We start from the raw sequence: 25,572 nt of genomic DNA on the forward strand, positions 1-25,572 counted from the left end.
CCGCCGGAGAGGTTCTGTGTGAATCACGGTCGGAGGTTGGGTACCGGACCGCCACCAATCACCGGACGACTCAACATCCCGTGGTTCGTCTACCACGCCAATGGCGACCTATCGCGGCGCGATAGTGGACGTGGATGGAACGCTCGTTCGCGGCGACAACAGCCTGACCGGTGCGGCCGACGCCGTGAGGACGTTGCGAGAGACAGGAATCACACCACTCTTTTTTTCGAACAATCCGACGCAGCCGCCCGAACACTACGTCGAGCGACTCGCGACGCACGACATCGACATCGACGCCGTGGAAGTGCTCACCTCGGCACTCGTCACCGCGGAGTTCCTCGAAGACGAGCATGCCGGACGCGACGTGTTCGTCGTCGGGGAAACGTATCTCCGCGAGTTGCTCGAACGGCGCGGGTTCGGGGTTCGGGACGACCCCGACGCCGCCGACGTCCTCGTCGCGTCCATCGACCGCGAGTTCGATTACGAGACGCTCACCGAGGCGTTCTGGGCGCTCGAAAGTGGCGCGTCCTTCGTCGGTACCGACCCGGACGTGACGATTCCGGTCCACGAGCGACTGGTGCCGGGGTCGGGAGCCATCATCAACGCCATCGCCGGCGTGGCGGGACGGGACCCGAACCACGTCCTCGGAAAGCCCTCCGCGGACGCGGGACGGGCCGCCTTGTCGCACCTCGACGTGTCGCCCGAAGAGTGTCTCGTCGTCGGCGACCGACTCGATACGGACGTAGCCCTCGGCGAGCGGATCGGTGCGACGACGGTGTTGGTTCGCTCAGGGGTGACGACGCGCGGTGAACTCGCCGAATCGGACGTGACGCCGGACTACGTACTCGACTCAGTTAGGGAGATAGGGGAAGTGCTCGGGGACTGAACGGGCGGTATGGACACCGCGCTCGTCTGGTTTCGAACCGACCTCCGCGTTCGGGATAACCGCGCCCTCGTCGTCGCGAGCGAGGCCGAGCGACTCCGCTGTGTGTACTGCTTCGACCCGCGGGAGTTCGGGTCGCGGGAGTACGGCGGAAAGGATTCGTTCCGGTACGAGAAGACGGGGAGTCACCGGACGCGATTCCTCCGGGAGAGCGTCGAAGCCCTCAGAATCTTGCTTCGGGAGAGGGGAAACGAACTGCTCGTTCGACACGGACGCCCTGAGGAAGTCGTCCCGTCGCTCGCCGCCGACATCGACGCCGACCTCGTGTGCTTTCACGCCCTCCCCACCCCGGAGGAGCGCGCCGTCGAACGGGCGGTCACCGAGCGACTCGCCGACCCGGAAACGGATGTCGATGCCGACGTCGAGTCGATTTGGGGGCACACGCTCTATCATCCCGACGACGTGCCCGTCCCGGTCGCCGAAATCGACGACACGTTCACGACGTTTCGACAGACGGTCGAGCGTTCGGACGCGGACGTCCGTCCCACCGTCGATGCGCCGACGACGCTCCCGCCGGTGCCGGGGGAGGTAGCGGATGGCGACGAAATCGATCCCGGAACGATACCGTCGTTCGCCGATTTAGGGGTCGAACCGCCGACCCGGGACGAGCGACGCGTCCTCGATTTCGAGGGCGGCGAACCCGCCGGACTGGAGCGGTTGGAGCGCTATGTCTGGACGCGCGACCGTCTCCGCGAGTACAAGGAGACGCGAAACGGGCTGTTGGGGTCGGATTACTCCTCGAAACTCTCGCCGTGGCTCAACGCGGGGTGCCTCTCCCCTCGAACGGTGGTCGAAACCGTCCAGCGGTACGAGCGCGAGCGGGTCGCGAACGAATCGACCTACTGGCTCGTGTTCGAGTTGCTGTGGCGGGATTTCTTCCAGTTCCAGTTCGCAAAGCACGGGAGTCAACCGTTCAAACGGCGGGGAATCCGTCGGCGGACCATCGACTGGCGGAACGGAGAGGTTCACGGAGATAGCGGAAACGACGGAGGCGACGAATATAGCGGGGACGACGGCGACGGAGAATCCGAGTTCGAACGGTGGAAGCGCGGGGAGACCGGCATCCCGTTCGTGGACGCCAACATGCGGGAGTTGAACGAGACGGGGTACATGTCGAATCGCGGGCGGCAGAATGTCGCCAGCGTGCTGGCGAACGACCTCCGCATCGACTGGCGGAAGGGTGCGGCGTACTTCGAAACCAAACTCGTGGATTACGACCCGGCGAGCAACTACGGCAACTGGGCGTACGTCGCGGGCGTCGGCAACGATTCCCGAAACCGCTCGTTCGACGTGCTGTGGCAGGCCGAGCACTACGACCCGGACGCGGCGTACGTCAAGTACTGGCTCCCCGAACTCCGCGACGTGCCCGACGAGAAAGCGCACGAACCGTGGCGGCTCACCTCCGAGGAACGGGACCGATACGGCGTTACGCTCGGCGAGGAGTACCCCGAACCGCTGGCTCGGTGGCTGGCGTCGAACGATTAGCGGTCGCCGTTTTCGGACGCGGTTCTGACCGTTCACGCGTACCAACTCTGGCATCCGTCGGCGGTGGCCGTGGCGGGGGGATTCGATGGAAGTTCGGTGCCCACCCGCGGCGTCCAGACGCTTAACTGGGCGCAAAGCGTGACTCCACACAATGACCATCACGACGGAATTTCGACTTCGTTCATCCGCACTTCCGCTCGTCAGTATCCCGACGACGCTTCCGCCCGACGAAATCGTGTGCTCCCACGCCCTCTGTCTCGAGCCTGACGCGCGGGTATTCATCGTCGAAATCGACGCCGAGGATGACGTCTCCGAAGCGCAACTCGCAGCGCTCGACGAAGTCGTAACGGTAACGCCGCTCGGAGACCGGGGCGATACAACCGTCTACAAGCTCACCGTCGAACTCGACGACTCGATATCCCCGGCCTTCGACCCAGAACGCTTCGACGGTGCGAAGATGAAATCGACGATCATCACGTCGGAAGGGTGGCACGAAACGAAAGAATTCAAAGACTACGAGACGTTCCACGACTTTCACACCACGTTCGAGAACCACGGAATCTCGCTCGACCTCATCTCCATCACACCCGACCAATCCTCGTCCAACGACCGCACGGGAGACGAACTCACGGACCGTCAACGCGAGGCCCTGACGCTCGCCGTCTCTCGCGGATACTACGAGAGCCCGCGCCAAGTGACGGCCGCGGAACTCGCCGAGGAGTTAGATATTTCACAACCGTCGCTGTCGAGTCTCCTCCGGCGCGGCGAGCGCCAGCTCCTCACCTCCTCGCTCGACGTGCAGGAGCACATAAGTACCCTTTCCAGATAGCATCGAAACCAAGTCACACGACGTTCTACTGAAGAGCGGTACAATTCATGGATATCACCAGAGACTGTTCACAACCCTCCGTCGAGGGACCCGACGAGTACTTCACGGGAAGCACCCGAATCGACCCCTTATTCGACCCGCAAGACGAGGCCCGCGCGGCGGCGGCGAGCGTCACGTTCGAACCGAGTGCTCGCACCGCGTGGCACACCCACCCGCTTGGCCAACGGCTGATAGTGACGAGCGGGTGTGGCCTCGTACAACGCAAAGGCGGAGAAATCGAGCAGATACGAGCGGGCGACGTGGTCTGGTTCCCGCCGGGCGAAAAACACTGGCATGGTGCGACGCCGGACAACGCGATGACCCACATCGCCATCCAGGAAGAGCAGGACGGGGAGGCCGTCACCTGGCTGGAACACGTCACCGACGAGGAGTACGACCCGGAGTCGGATAGCTAATCCAACGCCGATACCGCCGAACCGACATCCGAGTATGCGTCCCCCACTTTCGAGGAGATACCGATGACTGCATGGCCAGACGACGAATTGAGCGAGATTGCGGAATCCGACGACCTGCACATCGCGCCGTTCCGTGAGGACGGCGAGACGTACGGCACTCCGACGTGGATATGGTCCGTCCGGGTCGACGACGCCCTCTACGTGCGTGCCTACAACGGTCAGGACTCCAGTTGGTATCGGGCCGCGGTCCGAGAAAACGCGGGGCGAATCGAGGCCGCCGGTATGACGAAGGAGGTTACATTCGAGCCGGTCGATGGACCGATTACCGACCGCATCGACGAAGCCTACCGCGAGAAGTACGAGGGAAGCCCGTACCTCGAATCGATGGTCAGCGAGCGGGCCCGCTCCGCCACCATCGAGATACTGCCACGCGAAACCAGCGACTGATCGTTGCGCACCTCGAAGATATCGTCGAGGCGCTAGAGAGTAGCTTCGCGGGGTCGAATAGCGAGTAGCTGGAGAACCCGACGAGCGGTGTCGAGTTCGTTATCATCGGTACTTAAACGCGCTTTACAGATAGCATCGAATCTACCCCGTACCGTCTCCTTCTTTCAGTTGATGACAGCAGAGTTTGGTTCCGAACTAGATGGACAGGTAGCAATCGTTACCGGGGCGTCTTCCGGGATTGGAGAAGCGACGGCCAAGTCGCTGGCGGCGCGCGGTGCGAGTGTCGTACTCGCCGCTCGACGGGAAAATGAACTCGACGAACTCGCGGCCCAAATCGAGGACGAAGACGGCGAGGCACTCGTCGTTCCGACCGACATCACCGATGACGAGGACATCGACACCGTAGTCGAAGCGACGACCGACGAATACGGTCGCATCGACATCCTCGTGAACAATGCTGGGCTCATGCCCCTCACGCATATCGCGGACGCGGACAGGGAAACGCTCCAGCGGACCATCGACGTCAACCTCACCGGTCTCATCACCCTGACACACGCCGTCATCCCCACGATGCTGGAGCAAGAGAGCGGACACGTAGTCAACCTCTCTTCGGTCGTCGGACGGTTCCTGCAAGCGAACAGCACGCACTACAACGCGGCGAAAGCCGGTGTGAAGATGTTCGGCGATTCGCTCCGTCTGGACGTCGCCTCCGAGGGAATCCGCGTGGCGACGATAGAACCGGGTGCGGTCAGTACGGAACTCCTCGAACACATTCCCGACGAGGAGATCAAAGAAGGGGTAGAGGGCCACGTCGGAACGATGCAGGCTCTCCAGCCCGACGACATCGCCCGGACGATCACGTTCGTCGTGACCCAGCCGGAGCACGTGGACATCAACGAGGTCTTGATCCGTCCAACGGACCAAGTGCAACCGTAGCCACGCTCAACGGAACTCGACACACTCGCTGAAACCAATCACGCACTGAAATTTCAACGAGGGAGATCGATGGGAAGCGGGAAAATGCCCGGCCTAACGAGACCCGAGAGTCCGGAACGTCGATGTCGTTTCCGTCGGCCGCGAGACCATGGAAACCGTCAATCGACGTGAACCGACCCGACAGTTTTCACTCTCCCTGCCGTTTCATCGTTCGATGACACTCTACGAGTCAGTCGCGGACCTGCCGCTCGAAATCGAGTCCTGTTCGTTCGAGCCGCACGAACGCGAGACGTCGAGCGATTTCACGCGCGTCACGACCGAAATCTCGCTTCGCGGCGGCGGGGAGGTCGGCAAGGGCGAGGACGTGACCTACGACGCGGAGGACCAGCACGGGTTGGCGGAGTTGGAGTTCGGCCTGACCGGGACCTACACCCTCGATTCGTTCTCGGAAGCGCTATCGGACCTCGACCTGTTCCCGGTCGGACCGTCGCGCGAGGATTTCCGACACTACCGACAGTGGGCGTTCGAGAGTGCGGCGCTCGACCTCGCGTTTCGGCAGGCGGGGACAGACCTCGCGGCCGTCCTCGACCGCACGCCGGAACCGGTACGATTCGTCGTGAGCACGCGGCTGGGCGACCCGCCGAGCGCCGACCGAGTGCGCGAGTGGCTCGACATCGACCCCGAGTTGGGGTTCAAACTCGACGCCACGCCGGAGTGGGACGACGAACTCGTCTCGGAACTGGCCGAGACGGAGCGGGTTCGAATCGTGGACATGAAAGCGGAGTACGGCGAGGCGGAGGTGGGCCAGTCTCCGAATCCCGAGCTGTACCGGCGCGTGGCGGACGCGCTGCCCGAAGTCGTCATCGAGGACCCGGCGTACACCGACGAGACGGCGACCGTGCTCGATTCGGTGCGCGAGCGGGTGTCGTGGGACGCGCCGATTACGGGCGTCGAGAGCGTCGAATCGCGCCCGTTCGAACCCGAGTGGTTGAACATCAAGCCCTCGCGCTTCGGAACCGTCAAGTCGCTGTTCGACGCGCTGGAATACTGTGCCGAGCACGGGATTCGGCTGTACGGCGGCGGGCAGTTCGAACTCGGCGTCGGCCGCGGACAGATTCAACTACTGGCGTCGCTGTTCTACCCGGACGGGCCGAACGACGTGGCTCCGCGGTCGTACAACGACCCGGAACCGACCGCCGGGTTACAGTCGAGTCCGCTGCCAGCGCCGACCGTCGAAGGGTTTCGGTGGGAGTAGCTCGATAAGTAGCGGAGGAAGCACCGTTTCGCGTCGATGTCGAGCGAGCGGAGAACGAAACGGGCGGCGGCGAGGGCGGGGGGCACCTAGCTCCGTCGAATCCGAAAGCGCGCGCCGCCGTCCGATCCGTCGGACACGGAGATGGACCAGCCGTGTGCGTTTGCGATGCCCTTCACGATGGACAGTCCGAGTCCGGACCCGCTCTTTGCGGTCGTGTGGCCGTGTTCGAACACGGCGTCGCGTTCCTCGGGGTGGATGCCGGGACCGTCGTCCTCGACGTAGAAGCCGTCCGCGAGTCCCCCGACGCGAACGGTCGTCTCGTCACCGGCGTGTTCGACCGCGTTTCGAAACAGGTTCTCGAACAGTTCCTGCAGTCGTCCGGGGTCGGCATCGACGGTTCCGAGGGTATCCACGATGAGCGTTCGGTCCCCCGTCTCAACGTTCGACCACGCCTGTCGAACGATGGTCGGAAGTTCGACCGGTTCCGTTTCGCTGACGACCTGCCCCTGTCGCGCTAGCGTCAGGAGGTCGGCGATGAGGCTCTCCATTCGGTCGAGGGCGCTCTCCGATTTCTCGAAGTGGCGGTCCTCTCCGCGTTCTTTAGCGAGTTCGAGATGGCCCTGTGCGACGTTCAAGGGATTGCGAAGGTCGTGGGAGATGACGCTGGCGAACTCCTCCAAGCGCTTGTTCTGTCGCTTGAGCTCCTGCTTTCGCTTCTTTCGTCCGGTCACGTCACGGGCGGAGCCGAGGTGCGCGTGTTTGCCCTCGTACGTGATGATGCGCACGCTGAATTCGATATGTCTGATGTCGCCGTGTTTCGTCTCGACGCGGGCTTCGTAGTGCGGCGAGTGCTCGCCGCGGCTTCGACCGCTTGCGATGTGCTTTACCTCCTCGCGGTCGTCGGGATGTATCAGGTCCCAAATTTCCATCTCCATGAGTTCGTCGCGCGTGTACCCTGTCAAGTCACACACGCGCTGGTTGATGAACTCGAACGAGTCGTTTCGGTAGATATAGATCGCGTCGTGGCTCTGTTCGACCAGCGTTCGGTACTTCTCTTCGCTCTCCCGAAGGGCCGTTTGCGAGTTGATTCGTCGAAGCGCCTCGGCGGTGTGTGAAACCAGCAGTTCGGCCAATTCGGCGTCGTCGCGGTCGAAGGACGCGACGTCGCGCGACCCCGCCTGAAAGATGCCCTCGTCACCGACGGGAACGCTGAGGAGCGACCGGTATTCGGCCTGTGCCGGGACCGCATCCGATTCCTCGCGCACGTCGTCGATAACGTATGTCTCGTTATTTTGATGGGTTTTTCCGGCGATACCCTCGTTGGTCCGGAGTTTGGAGTACCCGTCGTTCGTCATGCCGGTGGAGATAGCAGTCGGAACGAAGTGATCGTCCTCGATGAGGTCGACACCGCAGATGTCGAACTGGAGGATACTTTCCGCCGCATCGACGGTCAGTTCACAGATTTCGTCCGCCGTTTGGCACGACTCCATCTCCGATGCCACTTCGTGGAGTTCCTCGATTCGTCGTTTTTCGTCACGAAGCTCCTTCTTGACGTGTTCGTGCTCCTCGATACTTCGGAACACCCCCACGGTTCCGCGAAACACGTCGTTGTGCGTGAGCAACCCGATGCGGGCCTCGCACGGGACGGTCCGCCCATCCACCGTATGAAGCGTCGCCAGTAACTGACCGACGGCGTCGTTATCACGGATGAGGCCTCTAATGAGTTCGTCCCCGCGCTCGACGTCCTCGTCGTCCAACAGCATCGAGATGTGCTCGCCGACGAGTTCGTCACGTTCGTAGCCCGAGATATCGACGAGGGTATCGTTGACGGCGGTCATACGGCCGTTCGTGTCCAGCGTGTACACACCGTCACCCATCGCCTGCACGATGGAACGGTAGTGGTTAAATCGCCGGTCGGTGCCGCTCGTTTCGGATGGAGAGACGATTCGTTCGACGCGCTTCGCCAGCGTTTCCAAGTCGATGCCCCCGGCCCGGAGGTACTCGGTCACACCGGCGGAGATGGCTCTGCTTGCGATTTTTTCGCTCCCGGATTCGGTACAGAGGATGTACGGAAGGTTCAATCGCGTTTGCCTGACCGCGTGCAACAACTCGATACCGTCGGAATCGGGAAGCGCGTAGGCGCTGATAACGCAGTCGATACGACGCTCCGACAGGACATCGAGTGCTTCGTCCGTGGTCCGCGCCTCCACGACGGAGAGACTGTCGATGGCATCGGCGAGACGGCCCGGAAAAACACCCGCGTCAGAGAGGGGGTCAACGAATAGCACACGGATGTCATCCATCATCGTTTCAACTTCTCTATCAACTATCGTATTCGTTGCCTAATAATTAGTAGTATCGAAATCCGTGGGGTTCTCCTCCCGATACCGTACTTCGCGGGGAGAGGTCGTTCGTTCGACCGAGGAAATCTCCGTTGCCCGTACCTTTTTCCTCGCGGGCGACGAGCGAACGCGCATGGAGTATACGACGCTCGGGGACACCGGAATGGAAGTCAGTCGAATCTGTCTCGGCTGTATGAGCTTCGGGTCGAGCGACTGGCGCGAATGGGTGTTGGACGAGGACGAGAGCATGCCCATCATCGAGCGGGCCATCGACCTCGGTATCAACTTCTTCGACACGGCGAACATGTACTCGAAGGGCGAAAGCGAGCGAATCCTCGGGAAGGCGCTGGAGGGCCGACGCGACGAGATGGTCGTCGCCACGAAGGGCTACTTCCAGATGGACGAAAACGACCCCAACTCCGGGGGCCTGTCGCGGAAGGCCATCGAGCAGGAACTCGACAACTCCCGCGAGCGCCTCGGAATGGACACCATCGACCTTTACCAGATTCACCGCTGGGACCCCGACACGCCCATCGAAACCACCATGCGGGCGCTGGACGACGCGGTTCGACGCGAGAAGGTCCGCTATCTCGGCGCGAGTTCGATGTGGGCACATCAACTCGCCGAGGCGCTCTACACCAGCGAGCGAATCGGAGTGGACCGGTTCGTCACGATGCAGAACCACTACAACCTCGCGTACCGGGAGGAAGAGCGCGAGATGCTCCCCCTCTGTGAAAAGGAGGGCATGGGTGTCATCCCGTGGAGTCCGCTGGCCCGCGGCTTCCTCACCCGTCCCTACGAGGCGTTCGAGGACACTACTCGCGGCAAGACGGACGACTACGCTCACGAGCACCCCTACGCCGAGGGTGGCGGCGAGGAAATCAACGAACGAGTGCAGGAGTTGGCCGCCGAGAAGGGCGTTACGATGGCGCAAATCGCGCTGTCGTGGCTCTTCCACAAGGACGCCGTGGACGCCCTATCGTCGGAACGACCAGCATTGAACACCTGGAGGAGGCCGTCGAGGCGCTCGACATCGACCTCTCCTCGGGCGACATGGCGTATCTCGAAGAACCGTACGAACCGGTTCGCGTGTCCGGCCACCAGTGAATTGAAATAGAGCACACGAAAGCGCCTCTGATTTTTGTCTTCCGTGCATTTCCGACGGTGATTTTTCGTCGTCATTAGCCAGAATGGTATAAAAGCGCGGTCACATACATGCGGGTCCGAACGCGGACTCCGAGGTGACCATCGCATGCAACTCACACACGTCGTCACGCAAGTCGAACACGCGTTCGAGCCAGCGCGGGAACTACTGAAGCCGATACTGTCGAATCCGACGTTACTCGGTGCGTGGGCGCTTCTCGTCCTCGTCTGTGTCGGCGTCCTGTGGTGGGACATCCGGGAGCGAAACGGGGCGCTCCCCTCGCTGATGAAGTTCGTCTGGACGCTCGTCGTGTTGTACTCCGGGCCGTTCGGACTGGCCATCTACTGGTACTCCGGACGAACCCAGATTTCCCACGACTCGCTGTGGCGTCGCGGCTTTCGCTCGACCGCACACTGTTACTCCGGCTGCGGTGCCGGAGAAGTGGTCGGCATGGTAACCATCGCGGGTATGCTCGCGGTCGGGAGCACGCTGGTTCAGGCCGCGGGAACGTTCGCACTCGCGTACGTTTTCGGCTACGCGCTGACGGTCGGGCCGCTGATGCAGGAGGGAGAAGGCTTCCGGACGGCGTTCGCCGACGCCTTCTACAGCGAAACGCCGTCGATAACCATCATGGAAATCACGGCCATCGGCACGGACCTCCTGCTCGCCGGGGGCGCGAAGTTCGGGAGTCCCCTGTTCTGGGGGTCGCTCGCCTTCTCGCTCTCGGTCGGGTTCCTGTTCGCCTACCCGGTGAACGCCGCGCTCGTCCGCTTCGGCATCAAGGAGGGGATGATGAACCCGAAGAAGATGGGCGAGGGAAGCGCGCACTCCGCCGACTGAACGCGGTCAGCGCTCGCCGCGGAGTCGCTCGCGTCGGTTTTCGAACTCCTCCTCCGAGATGTCGCCGCGGGCGTACGCCATCCGCAGTTCGGCGAGCGCCGGGTCGGTCCCGTGCTCGCCGGAGCGGAGAACTCGGTAAGCGAGATAGCCCAGCGCGACGAGGAGACCGAGCGGAACGAGCATGACGAGCCAGCCCCACACGGGCATCGCGCCGTATCCCGGGCCGTATTGACCGCCCATCATCCACCCGCCCATCATGGGGAACGCGAACAGCATCATCACCATCGGGAACAACAGGAGGGCGATAACGATGACGACGAGCAGTCGAAGGAACGAGTTACCGTCGTTTGCCGTGGTCATATTCGGATACTGGACGGGGAAGAAAATAATCGTGGTGGTGGTGCGCCCCAGCGGTTAACCCGCCCCGCTCCGTCGGTTCGACGCATGGCCTTCGATTCCGACCGCGTTTCGACGGTGACGTTCGACTCGTACAGCACGCTGGTGGACGTGGACGCCGCCGAGAAGGCGCTCGCGGAGCGCGTCGCCGACCCGGAACCCGTCTCGAAACTCTGGCGCGCTCGGTCGCTCGAATACACCTTCGTGGGCAATCACATCGACGCGTATCAAACGTTCTACGAGATGAACCGCGACGCGCTCGAATACGCCCTGTCGGTCCACGACACGGACGTGTCCGCGGACGAGCGCGACGAAATCCTCGCGGTCTACCACAAACTCGACGTGTTCGACGACGTTCGGAGCGGCATCGAGCGGTTGCGGAACGGCGGCTACGACTGTTACGTCGTCTCGAACGGCAACCCCGAAATGCTCGATTCGATGGTCGAACACGCCGACATCGGCGACCTACTTTCGGACACCATCAGCGCCGACGAGGTGAGGACGTTCAAACCCGACGCGGAACTGTACCGCCACGCCGCCGACCGAATCGGCGTGCCGGTCGAGGAACTCGCCCACGTTACGGCCGGGTGGTTCGACGTGATGGGTGCGAAACACGCCGGACTGCAGGGCGTGTGGCTGAATCGAAAGGATATGCCGTGGGAACCGTTCGACGGCGACCCCGACCTGACCGTCGATTCGCTGTCCGAGTTCGCCGACGAACTCGGCGTATGAAATCGAACGGAGCGGCGTGATTGGAGAACCGCGTGACTGGGGAACGTGTGGGGAAGGGTCGCGTGAATGCAGAGCGGGTCCGGAGAACAGTGAATTCGATATCCCTGCCAGCAACAGTGTCGGGGAAATAGCGATGGTGTGTGCAGTCGCTAGGGACCACCCACCCCACCGTACCCCACCCCACCGCCTGCTCCCCTCGCGGACGCTTCGCGTCCGCTCGGTCCGCTCGGTCCGCTCACTTGGCCACCCCACCCGTCGAACTGTCGGATTCAGATTTGCGACGGCCGCTCGTCCGGGCGATTCGGGGCGGAAGACGAGGCGAAGCGCGGGACTCACGTCCCGCGCGAAGCCAAAATCGGGGAGGGGTGGACCCTAGCGGTTGAAATCACGGCCGAGGAAGGGACAGTTTCGAAGGGCAGAACGAACGCTAGAGGCAAGAGGAGGTGCGACAACGAAATACCGAAACGCATCACAGTCGTCGAACCAGCGACGCGAGCGCGTCGGACCCGCCGCGGAGAATCGGCGTGCCGTGACCCATACAGAGGAGGTCGAGCGGTGGGACGGACCCGGCGAACGCCCGGATGCTCCGTCGGATTTCGCCGGTGTCGTAGGAGTCCCACCACTCGGGCGGCGTCAGCGTCCCGTCGCGCTCCCATACTAGGTCGCCGAGGAGGCCGACGCCGAGTCCGTCGTGGACGTAGGCCGTGTGCCCCGGGTTGTGGCCGGGCGTGTGGTAGGCCGTGAATTCGCCGATTCGCGCGCCGTGGGCGACGGGCCGGACGTCGAACCGGGAGGGAATCGAAACGAGTCGGCGCGCGACTCGATGAAACGCGCCCTTGTGGTGGAAAAGCGGCGGGTCGTACCGCCCGGCGAGCAGGTCGGCGTCGCGCTCGCCGACGAACACCGGCGCGTCGAGGGCGGGGAGGTCGCGGAGGCCGCCAACGTGGTCGATGTCGTAGTGCGTGAGCAGCACGCGGTCGATATCGGCGGCGTCGTAACCCGCATCGCGGAGTTCGCGGCGCAACCCGAATCGCGGCAAGCCCGCGTCCACGAGCGTCACCTCGCCGTCGTCCACGAGGAAGGCGTTCGCGCCGACGACGGGAACCGCGAGTTCGAGCATCCACACGCCGGGAGCGAGTTGCCGGGCCATATCGGGGCGACGGGTCGCGGACACTTAATATTCGAAACCCATCGAGCGTTCGAATCAGGGCAGGGGAGGCCGAAACGTCTTCCCACACGAAGCGCCCAGTGTGGGGCATGCGATTCGAAGCGATCGGTGCGGGCGCGCTGGTCGAACTGCTCGCGATCGCCGTCGGCGCGACGATTCCGCTCCCCCGAAGCGTCCGCGTCTCGGCGGCGCTGGTCCTCCTCGCTGTCGGCCTCGCCGGTGGATACGTCGCCGGATGGTTCGCGGGCGGCAACTGGCGCGACGGATTCCGGCACGGCCTGCTTGCGGGCGCGATAGGCGGCGTCGCCCTCGCCGTCGTTCTGGGCTACACCATGGCGACGCCCGGAAGCGAAGTGGGCGCGCTTTGGGGCATGAACTACCTGATAGCGACGGGCGGCATCCCACTCTGGTTGGCCGCGTACGACGCGCAACTCGGCATCGCCCTGCCGCTCCTCGCGGGGATAATCGTCGCGCTGGAGGGCGCAATCGCGGGCGGCGCGGCGGGAACCGTGAGCGTCGAACCGCCAGCGACCTGACGCCGCTCGACGGCGGGAGGAGTCACCGCAATTCGACCGAGACGACCTTCTCGGGGTCGCACGCGCCGAGAACGTACCGAACCCGAACCCCGTCCTCTCGGGTGGCGTCCTCCTCTCGAACCACGTCGAACAGGCGAAACGAAACGACGAGGCGACCCGCCGGAAGGGTGGCGCGAAGGACCGGCCCGCGACTGGTCACGGCCACGTACGGCGGCGCGGGAACCGGCCGCGCCTGAAGCGAGAATCCGGCGGCGGTTACCGTCTCCGAGAGGAGGTCGGGGAGCCGCTCCAACAACCCCGTCTTCCGAAGCTCGCGCGAGAGCGGTCGGACGACGGAATCTCGGTCGGTCGTCGAGTTCCGGCCGCCAGTTGAATCGGGGCCGTCCGTCGAATCGAGGTCGTCCGTCGAACCGTCGTCCCACCCCTCGGCGACTCGCTTCGCACACTGCAGAAGGGTGCGGACGGTTTCTCGGCGGTCGGCGAGGAGGAATTCACGGGCGGCGCGTTCCGGCTCGGTCATCGCTCGAAGGGGCGATGGCGGGACACAAAGCCGTGTCGAACGCTACCGACCTGCACCAACAAAGCTTATATCGGAAATGGAGCAAGTGACCGGTGGAATGAAACAAATCCTTTCCCGCGTTGGTATTGGTTCCGCCCGCGTCGATACCATCCTCCCGAAAACCACGCTCTCGGCCGGAGAGTCGGTCGATGTCGAAGTCCGCGTCGAAGGCGGCTCTTCCGAACAGGAAGTTGACGCCATCTACTTCGCGCTGTTGACTCGATACAAAACCGACGACAGCGTTCGAACCGGCGTCATCGACAAGTTCCAGGTCGCCGACCCGTTCACCATCGGTCCGGACGAGGAGCGGACGTTCCCCGTCACCATCGACGTCCCACTCGATGCGCCCATCACGGCCGGGCGGACGAACGTGTGGCTCGAAACCGGCCTCGATATCGACTGGTCGGTGGACCCCGAGGACAAGGACCCGGTGCAGGTCGAACCCGGCCCGCGGCTCGGTGCGTTCATGGACGCGCTCGACTCGCTCGGATTCAGGCTCAGGTCGGCCGAGTGCGAACAGGCACCGGGGTCCATCTTCTCCGGACGGTTCGTTCAGGAGTTGGAGTTCGTCCCGCACGCTGGTCCGTTCGCCGGTGCGCTCGACGAACTCGAAGTCGTCCCCACGGAGACCGGAGCGGGACTCGACGTGAAGCTCGAAATCGACCGCCGCGGCGGTCTGCTCTCGGAGATGGCCGATATCGACGAGCGGTGGTCGCAACTGTCGTTCACGAACGAGGGAGCGCGCGAGATGGAGTCGGCACTCCGTTCGGAAATCGAACGGCACGCGTAAGCGACCCGTCGAAACGAGGAGTTCCGAAAACGAGTTTCCCAAGTACACCGCGCACGTACTCCGGTCGTGAACGACGTGAGCGAGGACGATACGAAGCCGCTACGGGTCGAAGACGCCGACGAACTCGACCGCTGCATCGAGAAACACGACCGACTGCTGGTCGATTGCTACACGAACGGCTGTGCCCTCTGTCAGGCCATCGAACCCGTCGTCGGGAACGTCGCCCGCGCGACGGACGTCGCGGTTGCGATGGTCAACCTCGGAGAGGACCTCTCGCTGGTCGAGCGATACGACATCCGGAGCGTGCCGACCCTCCTGCTGTTCGAGAATGGCGAACTCGTAGACCGAATGGCCGACGGCTTTCGGGGAACGGAGGCGGTCGTCGAATTTGTCGAAACATCGAACGATACGTAATCGAGGGAAACGATACCGCGAATCTGTTATCGGCGGAGGAAGACGACCGCGAAGGTGGTCACGGTCGCTAGCACGATGGGATACGCGGCACCGATGGCGGCCGCCTTTTGCAGGTCCGGTTGCGCCGTCATCCCGAGGATGGGGAGCGTGAATGTGAACGCGCCGACGATTGCCATCGCCGCGTATCCGACGGTGATGCTCGCGCCGGAGTAGACGACAGTTTCGACCGTCTCACCCAGACGGTTGCGAGCGGAGAACACGGCGCTCGTCACGAGGAGCGAGACGACCGGAATCGCGTAGTACACGATGGGCGGAACCGCCGGGTCGGATGCCTGACTGATGTAGTTGTACGATTGGCTCCCGATGGCGATGGGGATGAAGTGGGCGTTGTAGAACGCGAATCCGAACCACTTGAGTTTGACATCGAGGGGGCCCTTGACGTTCGCGGGACCGACGACGAACAGTGCCGCGACGAGGAGATAGCCGACGAGATACGAGAGAAGACCGAACGTGAACCCGCGAGTGCAGAACGACGCGAGTCGTTTCGACCGCATCGACTGCGGTTCGGTATCCGACGTTGCTGTTGACTCCATATCCAGTTTCGCCCGGGAGCAATTATATAAATGTTTTTATTTGTCTGTATTCGTACCTGAGTCTAGTAGGCGGGATGCGCGACCGATTCAATCGATAGAACGCCTCTCGCGGCCGACAAGCAGCAATATCAGTAAGGTACTGAAAAACGGAGGGGAGAAAATGACAATTATCATACAATAAAGAAGGAGGAGAGACGAGCAGAGTTGTGGTAACAGTTACCACGAGGCAAAAAGCCTATAAATAACCGAACGGTATCGTTTTACACAGATGGTAGTCGAAATGATTCCGCTGTTCGGGCCAGTTCCTGGTGGGATGGAACTCGCGGTGATTCTGCTCATCGCGGTCCTCCTGTTCGGTGCAAACAAGATTCCGAAACTCGCCCGTTCGACCGGTGAGGCGATGGGAGAGTTCAAGAAAGGCCGCGAAGAAGTCGAGACGGAGCTCCGCGAGATGCGCGACTCCGGCAGCGACACCGAGCAGAACCCGACGGTCGAAACCGAAGCGGACGCGTAACCGCGGATTTTGGGGGTCTCGGGGAACACCCGGCCCGAACCGGATTTTCTGACGTCACCGACGAGCGACGGCATCGTCCGTCGGCGTGCCGAGCTCGTTCGACCCGCTAGGCCACGGTGACGCCGTAAACTGTCCACTCCGACGGCGACAACCGCCGTGTCAGTCCCCGACCACAACGGAAAAGTCACTCACCCGCAAAGCGAACGGTATGTCCGAGAACGCGACAGACGAGGAATCGGAAACCGAACCCGAGAGCGCGGAGCGGTCCGGTTCGGGACTCAAAACGCTGGTCCTCCTCGGGATTTCCTTTATCGCTGGCTATCTCGTCGGAAAGAGCCGAAACGAATCGAGCCTCGGCGAGGAGTTGGGTGAGTTCAGCGGGTCCGAAAGCGGCCCGATGGAAATCGAGATTCACGATACCGACGTGGGTACCACGACGGAATCGGACGACGAAGAAGAGGAGGCGGAGGATTCCGCGGAAAGCGAAGAAGCGGACGGAGAGGACGAAGACGAAGAAGCGGACGACAAGACGGAATCGGACGAGGAAGAAGAGGAAGAGTAGTTCAGTACCCGGAGGCGTTGCCGTCCTTTCGCGGTTCGGTCGCACCGGAGAGGACGCCGTTGTCGTTTCTCACTATCTGTGCGCCGCCGAAGAGCACCGGCGCGAGGACGCGCACGTCGTGGCCCTTCCGCGTGAGTTTCGTGGCGAGGTTGCCGTCCATTCTCCCTTCGATGGCGAGGGTGCCGTCCTCACGGTAGCGCCAGCGCGGTAGGTCGAGCGCGGCCTGTAACGGCAGGTCGTAATCCACGATATTGGAAACGACTTGGACGTGGCCTTGCGGTTGCATGTAGCCGCCCATCACGCCGAAGGCGGCCCAGTCGTCGTCGTCGAACTTGGCGAGCGCGGGAATCAGGGTGTGGAACGGGCGCTTTCCGGGTTCGAGGTGGTTCGGGTGGTCGGGGTCCAGCGAGAAGGACGCGCCGCGGTTCTGGAGCGCGATGCCCGTGTCGCCAGCGACGAGTCCGGAGCCGAACCCGGCGAAGCGGGAGTTGATGAACGAGACGACGTTGCCCTCGTCGTCGGCGACACAGAGGAGGACGGTATCCGCGTCCTCCGCGTTCGCGTCGGGAACGCCGAACGAAACGTCGTGGTTCGCGCTCTCGCCGACGGATTCTGCTCGTTTCTTCGCCCACGAGTTGGACGCCAGCGGGGGGATATCCTCGTACTCCGGGTCCGTAATGTAGCGGTGGCCGTCGTGGAACGCGAGTTTCATCGCCTCTGCGAAGTAGTGAACCCGTTCGGGCGAGTCGATGGGGTGGTCGCTCGCGCCGAGTTCGTCGGCGATGTTGAGCGCCTCCAGCGCTATGAGGCCCTGATTGTTCGGCGGCAGTTCGTAAATTTCAGCGCCGTTGTACGTCGTCGAAACCGGGTCGGGAAACTCGGGTTCGAACGCCGCGAGGTCCTCCACGGTGAGAAAGCCACCCTGTGACTGTACCTCCTCGGCGATTTTCTCGGCGATGTCCCCCTCGTACAGCACGTCCGCGCCCTCCTCCGCGATTCGACGGAGGCTCTCGCCGAGGCGGGGAAGCGTCATCGTCTCGCCCGCTTCCGGTGCCGTGCCGTCCTTCAGGTACGCCTCGCGGGCGTGGTCCGTCTTGAAGAGGGCCTCCGCGCCGACCCAGTGGGAGGCGATGACTTCCGAGACCGGATAGCCGCCGATGGCGTAGTCGATGGCGGGTTGGAGCGCGTCTTCGAGCGATAGCTTCCCGAAGCGCTCCACCGTCGCCTCCCACCCGCGGGCGGTTCCGGGGACGGTGACGGCGTGCGGGCCGAGGAACGGCATGCCGAGGTCGTCCGTGTCCTCGGTGCCGTCCACGGCGTACCCGCGGTTCTCAGGGTACCACTCCGACGGGTCATCCTGCGCTTTCAACGAGGCGCGGACGTTTTCGATGGTCGCCTCGGCGGGCGCGCCGCCACAGCTTCGCATCGCGCCGACGTCGCCGTCCGCGGTGCGATACAGCGCGAACACGTCGCCGCCGAGTCCAGTACTCGTCGGTTCGACGACGTTGAGCGCCGCGGCGGTGGCGACGGCGGCGTCGAACGCGTTCCCCCCCTGCTGTAGAATCGAGACGCCCGCTTGCGAAGCGAGCGGTTGACTGGTAGCGACGACACCGTTCGGCGCGTAAACGGTCGAACGCCGCGAAGTAAACCTATCCAAATCGGGTTGCGTCATACAATGACATACTCGGATGCAACCCTAAAGTACCCCCCAAATAGGTCCGGGGTGATCCTTATCGGAATGTGAGATAACCACACGCATATGGCCTTCTCAATCTGCGTCCAGGAGGAAACCGACGAGGGAACCAGTTTCGCCATCGCCACCGCCGCGCCCGCGGTCGGCGCGCGCACCGTACGTCACTCACGATGGCGTTATCAGCACGCAGAGTTTCGTCAACGTCCACCTCGGTAGGCGGGGCGTCGTGCTCCTGCCGGACCTCGGCGGCGGTGATGGTCAAAGCGCCGCGAACGACGGCCTATCACGACTTGCGGGTCGATGCACACGAGGGGGCGATAGCGGAACTCCGGTGCGTCTACGAGACGACGAAAGAGACGAGCGACGGCTTCAGTGAGTCCTCGAAAGAACGGATTTTCGACTGAACCGGGCAGAAAGCGGGTCGATTCGGGTCGCCGTTCGCACGGTATCGGAGTTCTCAGCTCACCAAGACTTATCCTTCCCATCCCCCTCTGTGCCGATAACGATGGGACTATTCAAGAACATCGGCCGGAAAGTCGAGGAGTTCAAACAGACCTCCGAGGCGGTCGCGGCCGAAGAAGCGAGTTACGAGTGTACGGACTGCGGAAAGCGCCTCTACACGAGCCACGACGTCTGCCCGGAGTGCGGCGGAACCGTGGTTCCGGTGGCAGAGAAATCGGAAACGACAGACGAGAAAGACGAGGACTCGACAACCGACGATGAGTAAGGCAGGTAGCTGTCGGTTTGGACGAGGACGCCGTTCAGCAGTCATGTGGAGCCTCGTCGGGTATCCCTGCTATCGCGGTCGAGACGACGGTGCCGTCCCGGTCCAGCGTGAGCGAGAGGGTTTCACCGTCCAGTTTCACGTCCACTCCGAGTCGGAACGGGTCCGTGGACTGCACCGTTTCGTGGCCAGGTGTGCAAAACTCCACCCCAATATCGAGACGCAAGCACAGCAGAATTCATCATTGATGTGAAAGAACTGTTTTCCCGGTGGTCCTGGTACGATGAGGAGATAACGGAGTACCAAATTCGATACGAACTTGAGAACGAGATCGACGGCGAGATTCCCCTTCCAATGAATTGTTCGAACGATGATATGCAACGCTACTGTATCGGGCGCGATCAGTGTCCATACTCAATCTATGGGAGTCTTCCGTTCCCAGATGAACTGTATGAGCAGCTCGATGGCCACTCAAAATCGAGGCCTAATTGAACGGAAAATGGGCTACTCTATCACAAAATAACCAAACATCTGATATTGTTTTCCAGTCGACGGCGATGGTGTAAACCTAAGGCTGGATTTAGCTCTTCTATGCATGAATTTTCGGGGGCTCAGCGGTTTTGACCCCCAAATCCTAAGGTTGGAATAGTAACAAGAAAACCCCCTGCCTAAGGTTGGATGAGTTACATAATTGGATGGCGAATCGAGAAGTGGCGTTGGTAGCGGTTTGAGACGCTGTAAGGCTGCATTTACAATTTAGAACTGCTCTCGATGATCCTAAGGCTGGATTTTACGGCCGGAAACCAGCCCTACGCCCCTATACACGATTTTAAAACTGTCAAAGGTCGACCTGTACCTCCAAAATCTTCCAAAGTAATAGGGGGGTACAGGGGTGCAGGTGGAGAGTATGTAAGTGCTGAATTGCGAGGGCGAGCAGAGATCGCCGAGATTACGGAAGTATCAATAGTGGGAAACAAAGAAAGTCGAGCAATTGGGACCGTACAAAGAAGGGTGGCGACTCGACAGCGAGGAACAACAATGGGAGGTCAACCAATGGACGATCCCCCGTGAATGAGGTCGCAGTCACTACCAACCGATTGTTTCAGCAATAGTATATTTTGAGCAGAGTACGTGCATTCACCGTCGGTCGAGTGAGGACATACTACCATGGATTGAGTTGAGTGGTACCCCAGTATCGTGAGCAGTACAGTTGCCGGCTTCCATCGTTATATATCAAAGCCATATCATACAGAGAAGGTCTATTTGCACCAACAAGCGGGACAGAATTCTTTGTAGCTGGACTGGTATTAGATATGGATGGCGGCTCTCTTGAGGACGCCGAAGTGGTCTTTCGCAGTGCGGAAGAATGCCCCTGAGACCTCGTGATCGCGAAACACAATCGACATCCGAACGTTCAGACTACTCACGAGCTCCAATTGCGTAGATCCGACCATCAGCGACCCCAGAAGGGCTCACTGGACTCATGCAGTCGCTCGAGTCATACATCCAGATGGGTGGACAGTACCATCCGCTCATCGACGCTGGCATTATCCACTATTTCTTCGAGACAGTACATCCCTTTTCAGACGGAAATGGTCGGCTCGGACGCCTTCTCATCATTCTCTACCTGACGAGCGAGGGCTATCTCGAAAGTCCGTACATTTACCCGAGTGCGTATTTCAATCGCCACAAAGTCGAGTACGTCGAGCGAATGCGTGCAGTGAGCGAGGAGGGTGCGTGGGACGAGTGGCTTACGTTCTTCATTGAAGGGCTTCGGAGTCAAGCCGAGACATCGTACACCCGGACACAACAACTCCGAGAACTCCAAGAGCGGTACGAGAACGAGTACTCGGGGAGTACAACCACGGACGCATTCGCTCGTCAGTTGCTCCAGTGTCCATATTTCACTGCTCCAGACCTGGTGGAATATCTCGATGTTTCACGTCGAACCGCCTACAAGATCGTCGACGATCTCGAAGCAGATGGCCTCATAGAGGAAGTGACAGGGACAACGTGGGAAGGAGTACAAAGCAGTCGATGTGTTCGACATCCTTGAGTAAGGAGTGAGCGGACACGAGACGACGTACAGCTATTTTTTGTGCCCCCGAGGGGTGCGGGGCACACTGCGTGCCTCGTGGAGCGAGAATGTCCAGTAACAACGTCCTGTCCCAATTGACGTTCACGAAGCGAGTTGCAAAGCGTGCCCAGTACGAAGCCCTCGAATTTTCACTCACAACGAGGGGTGTCCTCGTTCGGAATACGAGTCACGCGAATCCGGCCGACCATGAATATCTCGTCACCGTTTGCGATGGGATCCCCATCGCTTGTGAGTGTCCTGCGGATGCACGGTACGACGGTGCATGCAAACATCGCGTTGGCGTCGCAATTCGAACGCCACTCCTGCAGGCAGCAACAGACCATTCCCTCGTTGCAGACGGCGGGATACAAATCGAGAAGGAAGCTGAAACCCATGTAGAAGACAGTGACCAGCCAGCAGACTGTGACTGTGATGGACTGGGTGGCTTTCCGTGTTGGCCCTGTGTACGGTCCGGGCGTCGCTATCTCCCGGAAAAGTAGGACGAATCACGTGTGAATCTGCTTTCTCGCAGTGTGATTTTATTGGCGCCGGCGATGGGTGCCGGCGCACAGATGAAGTGTTGTGTGATAGCGTTGTGTCGAATCATTGCGTCGGCGAGGTGACCGATATGCACCAGGTAATTTACGCACTCGTAGAGGCATCGACCGAAGAGACGGCACTTGCATGCGGAAAAGCAGCGTTCGATCGGCTTGTCGGAGCTGGCCCCGACAATGCTGCTATCTTTGATTACTATGTGATGTTCGATGACGAGCGGTCGTCCGTCGCAGGCAAGGCTCGGTGGGGCGAACTTCCGGTCGTCGCACCAGTCGACTCAGACGACGGCGAAAAACTCTTAGAACGTGGCTGGGAGGCAACCAGACAGGAGTTCGAACGGAATCTCGAACGGGTGAGAATGGCGGTCACCGAGTTCAGTGATGAGGAACTCATGCACGACAAAGATCTTGCACGCCACGCCTGTTACAATCTCGGCGCGTATCGTGGCCCGTCGCTCTACCTCTACACCGAATTCGGTGACGCGATTCGGAATCGTGAACACCTTGATCATGTGCTCGCTGCTGACGAACAGGTGTGGATCATTCCGGCAGATGTCCACTACTAATTAGAAAGAAACTGTTTCAATTTTCGGCTCGGGGGCGGAAACGTACTTCTCTGTTACGTTACTTACCATACATATCGAGGAGGTCCCACTCCTCGCGCATCAGTTCTCGAACGCCGTGTTCAAGTATCCCCTCACCGAGTGAGGTGGCCTGATAGTACGAGTAGAGCCCATCGCTGTCGGGCGTCTTCTGTTTTCGATTCTCGACGAGTCCCACATCGACGAGTGCATCGAGATGATAGTGGAGTGTGTTTGAGGGAAGATCAAGTCCCTGTTCGAGTTCTTTTGCACTGTGGGCTCCTGTTTCGGTGAGAAAATGGAGAATCCGGAAGCGGGTTTCGTTCCCGATAGCTCGCTGCATGGCTAGATACTGTTCGAGAGAGAGGAAACTGTGTTCCGGCAGGAGTCCTGCCAGATCATCCGCGTCGGGGGACGAACGATCGGTTTCAGCCATACTTAGTACTTACTCACACAGGTGCATAAGTACTCGCTGACTCAGCACTTACAGAAAAGCAGCTTATTTATATACTGGCGCGAGATGGAGGTGTAATGCGCGACCGTCTACTCGACGAACTCGGCGAGCTAGCTCACTCACACTTTCTCGTCTATCTGATGGGACCATACAAGACATTCGACGTCGATGCACTGCTGGACGCGGCTGAAACTGACGACCGCGAGATCCTCCGTTCGATCCCAGAAACGGTGGACTTCGGTGCACTTGTCGGATCGGACATCGACCTCGACCAGCAAGAGGCAGTGTTCGATTTGTTGTTGTATGCTCGCGATCGACTTCGGACTGAGCCGGGTGTCAACGCGTTTCTGGCCGTCGATATCGATATCCCGCTAGAGGAGATGGACGCCGCAACCCAAAGCATCGAATTCGCGCTCGCAAGCAACGCCATCATCTACATCGTCCCACAAATCGGTGATAACCTCGGCGTCGGCATCGAGACTGGATCCGTTCTTGAGGCCATCTTTCGTGAGCACAATGAGCGAGCGCCGACCGAACATCAGGAACGAATACTGTTCATTCACGAATCCGGTGTCCGGAGTGCGATGATCGCTGCAGTTCAAGATCGGTGGGACGCGCGAATCTACTCATATGATGACCGCGATGATCTTGTCCGTCAACTTCGGTTGTTCGTCCGTGATCTCGCACGACGCGAACAACATGGCGACCTCCCACAGCTTGAGTGATATCTCCCCCCTGCTCACTTTTTCCGGTCTTGTGGCAGTCGGTCACTCCGCGAGGGAGGCACGTGTCGAAACGACGAAAACTCTTTGAACATAGGTAAACGACCACGGGGCGGGTGACCCGTGGCTTTTCTTGTTCCCTCAGCCTATGCCGATAGCATTCCACGCGAAGCGATTTCGCGGGATGAGGTTGGGCGGTTTACAGAGCGCCCCGACCCAGACAGGCTCACCTTCCGAACAAACGGTTGGTTTTTGCGAGTCCGGTAATTAACCGATTCACCGTCGATGCCAGCGTGTTTTGCCCACGCTCGCCACGCCACATTCACGCTCGCGTTCCGGTCAGCATGGTCTTGCTGAACCGCACACGAATCATTTGTGCAACGGAACCGCCGACCTTGGCGGTAGCCACGGCGTCCACAGCACAAACACGATTTTGAGTTGTACGGTGACTCAACCGTTTCACAGGGAATCTGGTTCCACGTTGTACGAGGTGCTGTGCAGATACAACAGTGTCCGTAAGGAGCGTAGTCTCCGCAGGCCTTGACTGGTTACCAAAGAATCGAGGGAGAAAATGAGAAAAACATACGCTCTATGATTCAGAAAAGTAGCTAGAATGGATACAAAGGTTCAACACATTCGATTTCCTCGATTGTAGTAATGCGAGAAGTGACGCTTCGGATACGTCACCACGGCGAGCCGGAGAGCGACATCAGCGCCGATTATCCGGCCATCACGATTCGCTCTGTCTCGTCGATGACGGGAAGCGCCGCGGAGCGAAAACGCATCGTCGAAATAACCGGCCCGAAAGCGTCGATCGCGGGCTTCCTCGACGAGTTTGAGGCCGCGGAACCCGTACTAGATGTGGACCCGTTGACGCCGCTCGACGCTCCGCGCGTCCTCGTCGCCGTCTCCATCGACAGCTACCAGTGGGACAGCATCTCACAGCGGTTGACCGACTTGGGCGTCCACTACCGAACCGGAGCGACGATAACCGCCGGGTGGGAACACTGGACGTTGTATCTGGACGACGCAGACGACCTGAACGAAATCGTCGAGTCGCTCGAACGCGCCGGGAACGAGACCGACCTCGTTCGAAACGTCGAACTCGGGACGGTCGCCGAACAGGAGCAGTTGGAGTTCTCGCGCGTCGTCCACGAACTCACGGGACGACAGCGAGAGGTGCTCGGTACGGCCATCGACCTCGGCTACTACCAACCGAAAAAGGAGACCAGCATCGAGGACATCGCCGATATCGTCGGCATCGCGTCCACGACGGCGTGGGAACACCTCGCCCGTGCGGAGCGGAAGGTGATGGAAGAGGTGGGCAAGCACGTCAACTCAAACGGGGTCTGATTCCGCTCGAAGCGAGAGCAAGACGCCGAGTAGTGACGCGACCGTCGCGAATCCCGCGAGGACGAGGAACAGGACCGTCGGCGAGTAGTACTGGAGCACGTAGCCAGCGACGGCCGCACCGAGCGCGCCGATTCCGAACACGCCGAGATAGGTGTAGCCGTAAGAGAGCCCACGGGCGTCGGGCGGCGTGAACTCGGCGACGGTCGCCTGATACAGCGGTTGCACCGCGAACAGCCAGAATCCGAGCGCGAAACTGACGACGAGCAGGGGGACGAGCCCGGCGTCCGCGGCGGGACGAACACGAGCGCGATGAGCGCCAACGTACCGAAGGCGACGGCGATGGCGGCGGTGTTTTCCACGCGGTCGGTGAGTTTGCCGCCGCGAACTGTCCGACCATCCGACGGTGAGGAGTCCGGCGTAGAGGTAGCGCGCCGGTTCGAGCGATTTTCCGGCAACATCGATGGGGCGAAGAGC

At 61.1% G+C, this 25,572-nt stretch carries 29 protein-coding genes and 4 pseudogenes; 23 read left to right on the forward strand and 10 right to left on the reverse strand.

Going from position 1 to position 25,572, the window contains the following annotated elements; translation table 11 throughout:
- Nucleotides 1-100: 100 nt before the first annotated feature.
- The 7 genes from BG842_RS15035 to BG842_RS15065 all read left to right on the forward strand — a co-directional run bounded on the left by BG842_RS15035 (nt 101) and on the right by BG842_RS15065 (nt 6,350).
- Nucleotides 101-886 (forward strand): HAD-IIA family hydrolase, encoded by a 786-nt coding sequence (locus BG842_RS15035; RefSeq protein WP_069451377.1) that lies wholly within the window; start codon nt 101-103, stop codon nt 884-886.
- A 9-nt stretch (nt 887-895) separates the two neighbouring features.
- Complete coding sequence (locus BG842_RS15040) at nt 896-2,428, forward strand: DASH family cryptochrome (protein WP_069451378.1); 1,533 nt, start codon at nt 896-898, stop codon at nt 2,426-2,428.
- Between the two features lie 151 nt (nt 2,429-2,579).
- Entirely contained in the window at nt 2,580-3,257 is a 678-nt protein-coding gene (locus BG842_RS15045; RefSeq protein WP_069451379.1) for a helix-turn-helix domain-containing protein, read from the forward strand.
- Nucleotides 3,258-3,304: 47 nt separating this feature from the next.
- Complete coding sequence (locus BG842_RS15050) at nt 3,305-3,712, forward strand: cupin domain-containing protein (RefSeq protein ID WP_069451380.1); 408 nt, start codon at nt 3,305-3,307, stop codon at nt 3,710-3,712.
- A gap of 63 nt (nt 3,713-3,775) precedes the next feature.
- The gene (locus BG842_RS15055) at nt 3,776-4,159 is read left to right on the forward strand and encodes a DUF2255 family protein (RefSeq protein WP_069451381.1); all 384 of its coding nucleotides are present in this window, start codon (nt 3,776-3,778) and stop codon (nt 4,157-4,159) included.
- A 171-nt stretch (nt 4,160-4,330) separates the two neighbouring features.
- Entirely contained in the window at nt 4,331-5,095 is a 765-nt protein-coding gene (locus tag BG842_RS15060) for an SDR family oxidoreductase (protein WP_069451382.1), read from the forward strand.
- 214 nt (nt 5,096-5,309) lie between these two features.
- Entirely contained in the window at nt 5,310-6,350 is a 1,041-nt protein-coding gene (locus tag BG842_RS15065; protein ID WP_069451399.1) for an enolase, read from the forward strand.
- An 86-nt stretch (nt 6,351-6,436) separates the two neighbouring features.
- Here BG842_RS15065 and BG842_RS15070 read toward each other — a convergent pair whose 3' ends face one another.
- Nucleotides 6,437-8,656, reverse strand: a complete 2,220-nt coding sequence (locus BG842_RS15070; RefSeq protein ID WP_254663202.1) for a PAS domain S-box protein — start codon at nt 8,654-8,656, stop codon at nt 6,437-6,439.
- Between the two features lie 169 nt (nt 8,657-8,825).
- Between BG842_RS15070 and BG842_RS15075 the strand changes: the two are divergent.
- Nucleotides 8,826-9,799, forward strand: a pseudogene (locus BG842_RS15075) (aldo/keto reductase).
- A 145-nt stretch (nt 9,800-9,944) separates the two neighbouring features.
- Nucleotides 9,945-10,676: a DUF4396 domain-containing protein gene (locus BG842_RS15080; RefSeq protein WP_069451384.1), complete on the forward strand. Its 732-nt coding sequence runs from the start codon at nt 9,945-9,947 to the stop codon at nt 10,674-10,676.
- A 6-nt stretch (nt 10,677-10,682) separates the two neighbouring features.
- On the opposite strand, the gene BG842_RS15085 is transcribed toward BG842_RS15080, so the two are convergent.
- Entirely contained in the window at nt 10,683-11,036 is a 354-nt protein-coding gene (locus BG842_RS15085) for an SHOCT domain-containing protein (RefSeq protein ID WP_069451385.1), read from the reverse strand.
- Between the two features lie 84 nt (nt 11,037-11,120).
- Here BG842_RS15085 and BG842_RS15090 point away from each other — a divergent pair, with 84 nt between their 5' ends.
- Entirely contained in the window at nt 11,121-11,804 is a 684-nt protein-coding gene (locus BG842_RS15090; protein ID WP_069451386.1) for a haloacid dehalogenase type II, read from the forward strand.
- Between the two features lie 469 nt (nt 11,805-12,273).
- Here the strand turns inward: BG842_RS15090 and BG842_RS15095 are convergent, their stop codons facing one another.
- Nucleotides 12,274-12,954, reverse strand: a complete 681-nt coding sequence (locus BG842_RS15095) for an MBL fold metallo-hydrolase (protein ID WP_069451387.1) — start codon at nt 12,952-12,954, stop codon at nt 12,274-12,276.
- Between the two features lie 107 nt (nt 12,955-13,061).
- Here BG842_RS15095 and BG842_RS15100 point away from each other — a divergent pair, with 107 nt between their 5' ends.
- A complete protein-coding gene (locus BG842_RS15100) occupies nt 13,062-13,508 on the forward strand; it encodes a hypothetical protein (protein ID WP_069451388.1) in 447 nt (148 codons plus the stop codon).
- 22 nt (nt 13,509-13,530) lie between these two features.
- Here the strand turns inward: BG842_RS15100 and BG842_RS15105 are convergent, their stop codons facing one another.
- Complete coding sequence (locus BG842_RS15105) at nt 13,531-14,028, reverse strand: hypothetical protein (protein ID WP_069451389.1); 498 nt, start codon at nt 14,026-14,028, stop codon at nt 13,531-13,533.
- Between the two features lie 97 nt (nt 14,029-14,125).
- On the opposite strand from BG842_RS15105, the gene BG842_RS15110 reads away from it, so the two are divergent.
- Both BG842_RS15110 and BG842_RS15115 read left to right on the forward strand, forming a co-directional pair.
- Complete coding sequence (locus tag BG842_RS15110; RefSeq protein ID WP_069451400.1) at nt 14,126-14,857, forward strand: sporulation protein; 732 nt, start codon at nt 14,126-14,128, stop codon at nt 14,855-14,857.
- Nucleotides 14,858-14,923: 66 nt separating this feature from the next.
- Nucleotides 14,924-15,271 carry a thioredoxin family protein gene (locus tag BG842_RS15115; protein ID WP_069451390.1) on the forward strand — a complete coding sequence of 116 codons (348 nt, stop codon included), beginning with the start codon at nt 14,924-14,926 and terminating at the stop codon, nt 15,269-15,271.
- 26 nt (nt 15,272-15,297) lie between these two features.
- On the opposite strand, the gene BG842_RS15120 is transcribed toward BG842_RS15115, so the two are convergent.
- The gene (locus BG842_RS15120) at nt 15,298-15,864 is read right to left on the reverse strand and encodes a hypothetical protein (RefSeq protein ID WP_254663205.1); all 567 of its coding nucleotides are present in this window, start codon (nt 15,862-15,864) and stop codon (nt 15,298-15,300) included.
- 268 nt (nt 15,865-16,132) lie between these two features.
- On the opposite strand from BG842_RS15120, the gene BG842_RS15125 reads away from it, so the two are divergent.
- Nucleotides 16,133-16,378 (forward strand): twin-arginine translocase TatA/TatE family subunit, encoded by a 246-nt coding sequence (locus tag BG842_RS15125; RefSeq protein WP_007977186.1) that lies wholly within the window; start codon nt 16,133-16,135, stop codon nt 16,376-16,378.
- Between the two features lie 208 nt (nt 16,379-16,586).
- Nucleotides 16,587-16,940 (forward strand): hypothetical protein, encoded by a 354-nt coding sequence (locus BG842_RS15130; RefSeq protein ID WP_069451392.1) that lies wholly within the window; start codon nt 16,587-16,589, stop codon nt 16,938-16,940.
- 1 nt (nt 16,941) lies between these two features.
- On the opposite strand, the gene ggt is transcribed toward BG842_RS15130, so the two are convergent.
- Complete coding sequence (gene ggt / locus BG842_RS15135; protein ID WP_069451393.1) at nt 16,942-18,612, reverse strand: gamma-glutamyltransferase; 1,671 nt, start codon at nt 18,610-18,612, stop codon at nt 16,942-16,944.
- Nucleotides 18,613-18,887: 275 nt separating this feature from the next.
- Here ggt and BG842_RS31745 point away from each other — a divergent pair, with 275 nt between their 5' ends.
- Both BG842_RS31745 and BG842_RS15145 read left to right on the forward strand, forming a co-directional pair.
- Complete coding sequence (locus tag BG842_RS31745) at nt 18,888-19,037, forward strand: hypothetical protein (protein ID WP_254663206.1); 150 nt, start codon at nt 18,888-18,890, stop codon at nt 19,035-19,037.
- 101 nt (nt 19,038-19,138) lie between these two features.
- Nucleotides 19,139-19,360, forward strand: a complete 222-nt coding sequence (locus tag BG842_RS15145; protein WP_069451394.1) for a DUF1272 domain-containing protein — start codon at nt 19,139-19,141, stop codon at nt 19,358-19,360.
- A 34-nt stretch (nt 19,361-19,394) separates the two neighbouring features.
- On the opposite strand, the gene BG842_RS29935 is transcribed toward BG842_RS15145, so the two are convergent.
- Complete coding sequence (locus BG842_RS29935; RefSeq protein WP_217493333.1) at nt 19,395-19,535, reverse strand: hypothetical protein; 141 nt, start codon at nt 19,533-19,535, stop codon at nt 19,395-19,397.
- Nucleotides 19,536-19,564: 29 nt separating this feature from the next.
- Between BG842_RS29935 and BG842_RS30635 the strand changes: the two are divergent.
- The 4 genes and pseudogenes from BG842_RS30635 to BG842_RS15160 all read left to right on the forward strand — a co-directional run.
- Nucleotides 19,565-19,849: pseudogene (locus tag BG842_RS30635) on the forward strand (primase-associated protein); the annotation flags it as partial.
- A gap of 967 nt (nt 19,850-20,816) precedes the next feature.
- A pseudogene (locus BG842_RS15155) lies at nt 20,817-21,417 on the forward strand (Fic family protein); the annotation flags it as partial.
- A gap of 85 nt (nt 21,418-21,502) precedes the next feature.
- Nucleotides 21,503-21,934: an SWIM zinc finger family protein gene (locus tag BG842_RS27650; protein WP_083252553.1), complete on the forward strand. Its 432-nt coding sequence runs from the start codon at nt 21,503-21,505 to the stop codon at nt 21,932-21,934.
- Nucleotides 21,935-22,062: 128 nt separating this feature from the next.
- Nucleotides 22,063-22,554: a hypothetical protein gene (locus BG842_RS15160; protein ID WP_069451401.1), complete on the forward strand. Its 492-nt coding sequence runs from the start codon at nt 22,063-22,065 to the stop codon at nt 22,552-22,554.
- 58 nt (nt 22,555-22,612) lie between these two features.
- On the opposite strand, the gene BG842_RS15165 is transcribed toward BG842_RS15160, so the two are convergent.
- Nucleotides 22,613-23,005, reverse strand: a complete 393-nt coding sequence (locus tag BG842_RS15165) for a transcriptional regulator (RefSeq protein ID WP_069451396.1) — start codon at nt 23,003-23,005, stop codon at nt 22,613-22,615.
- Between the two features lie 95 nt (nt 23,006-23,100).
- On the opposite strand from BG842_RS15165, the gene BG842_RS15170 reads away from it, so the two are divergent.
- Entirely contained in the window at nt 23,101-23,748 is a 648-nt protein-coding gene (locus BG842_RS15170; protein ID WP_069451397.1) for a hypothetical protein, read from the forward strand.
- A 143-nt stretch (nt 23,749-23,891) separates the two neighbouring features.
- On the opposite strand, the pseudogene BG842_RS27655 reads toward BG842_RS15170, so the two are convergent.
- Nucleotides 23,892-24,233, reverse strand: a pseudogene (locus tag BG842_RS27655) (zinc ribbon domain-containing protein); the annotation flags it as partial.
- Between the two features lie 169 nt (nt 24,234-24,402).
- Between BG842_RS27655 and BG842_RS15175 the strand changes: the two are divergent.
- A complete protein-coding gene (locus BG842_RS15175) occupies nt 24,403-25,098 on the forward strand; it encodes a helix-turn-helix domain-containing protein (RefSeq protein WP_069449248.1) in 696 nt (231 codons plus the stop codon).
- Here BG842_RS15175 and BG842_RS15180 read toward each other — a convergent pair.
- The coding region (locus BG842_RS15180) for an MFS transporter (protein WP_254663208.1) at nt 25,084-25,572 on the reverse strand (489 nt) is incomplete at its 5' end. The two genes, BG842_RS15175 and BG842_RS15180, sit on opposite strands and share 15 nt — an antisense overlap.

This window comes from Haladaptatus sp. W1 (assembly GCF_001723155.1).
Classification (GTDB): Archaea; Halobacteriota; Halobacteria; order Halobacteriales; family Haladaptataceae; genus Haladaptatus; species Haladaptatus paucihalophilus.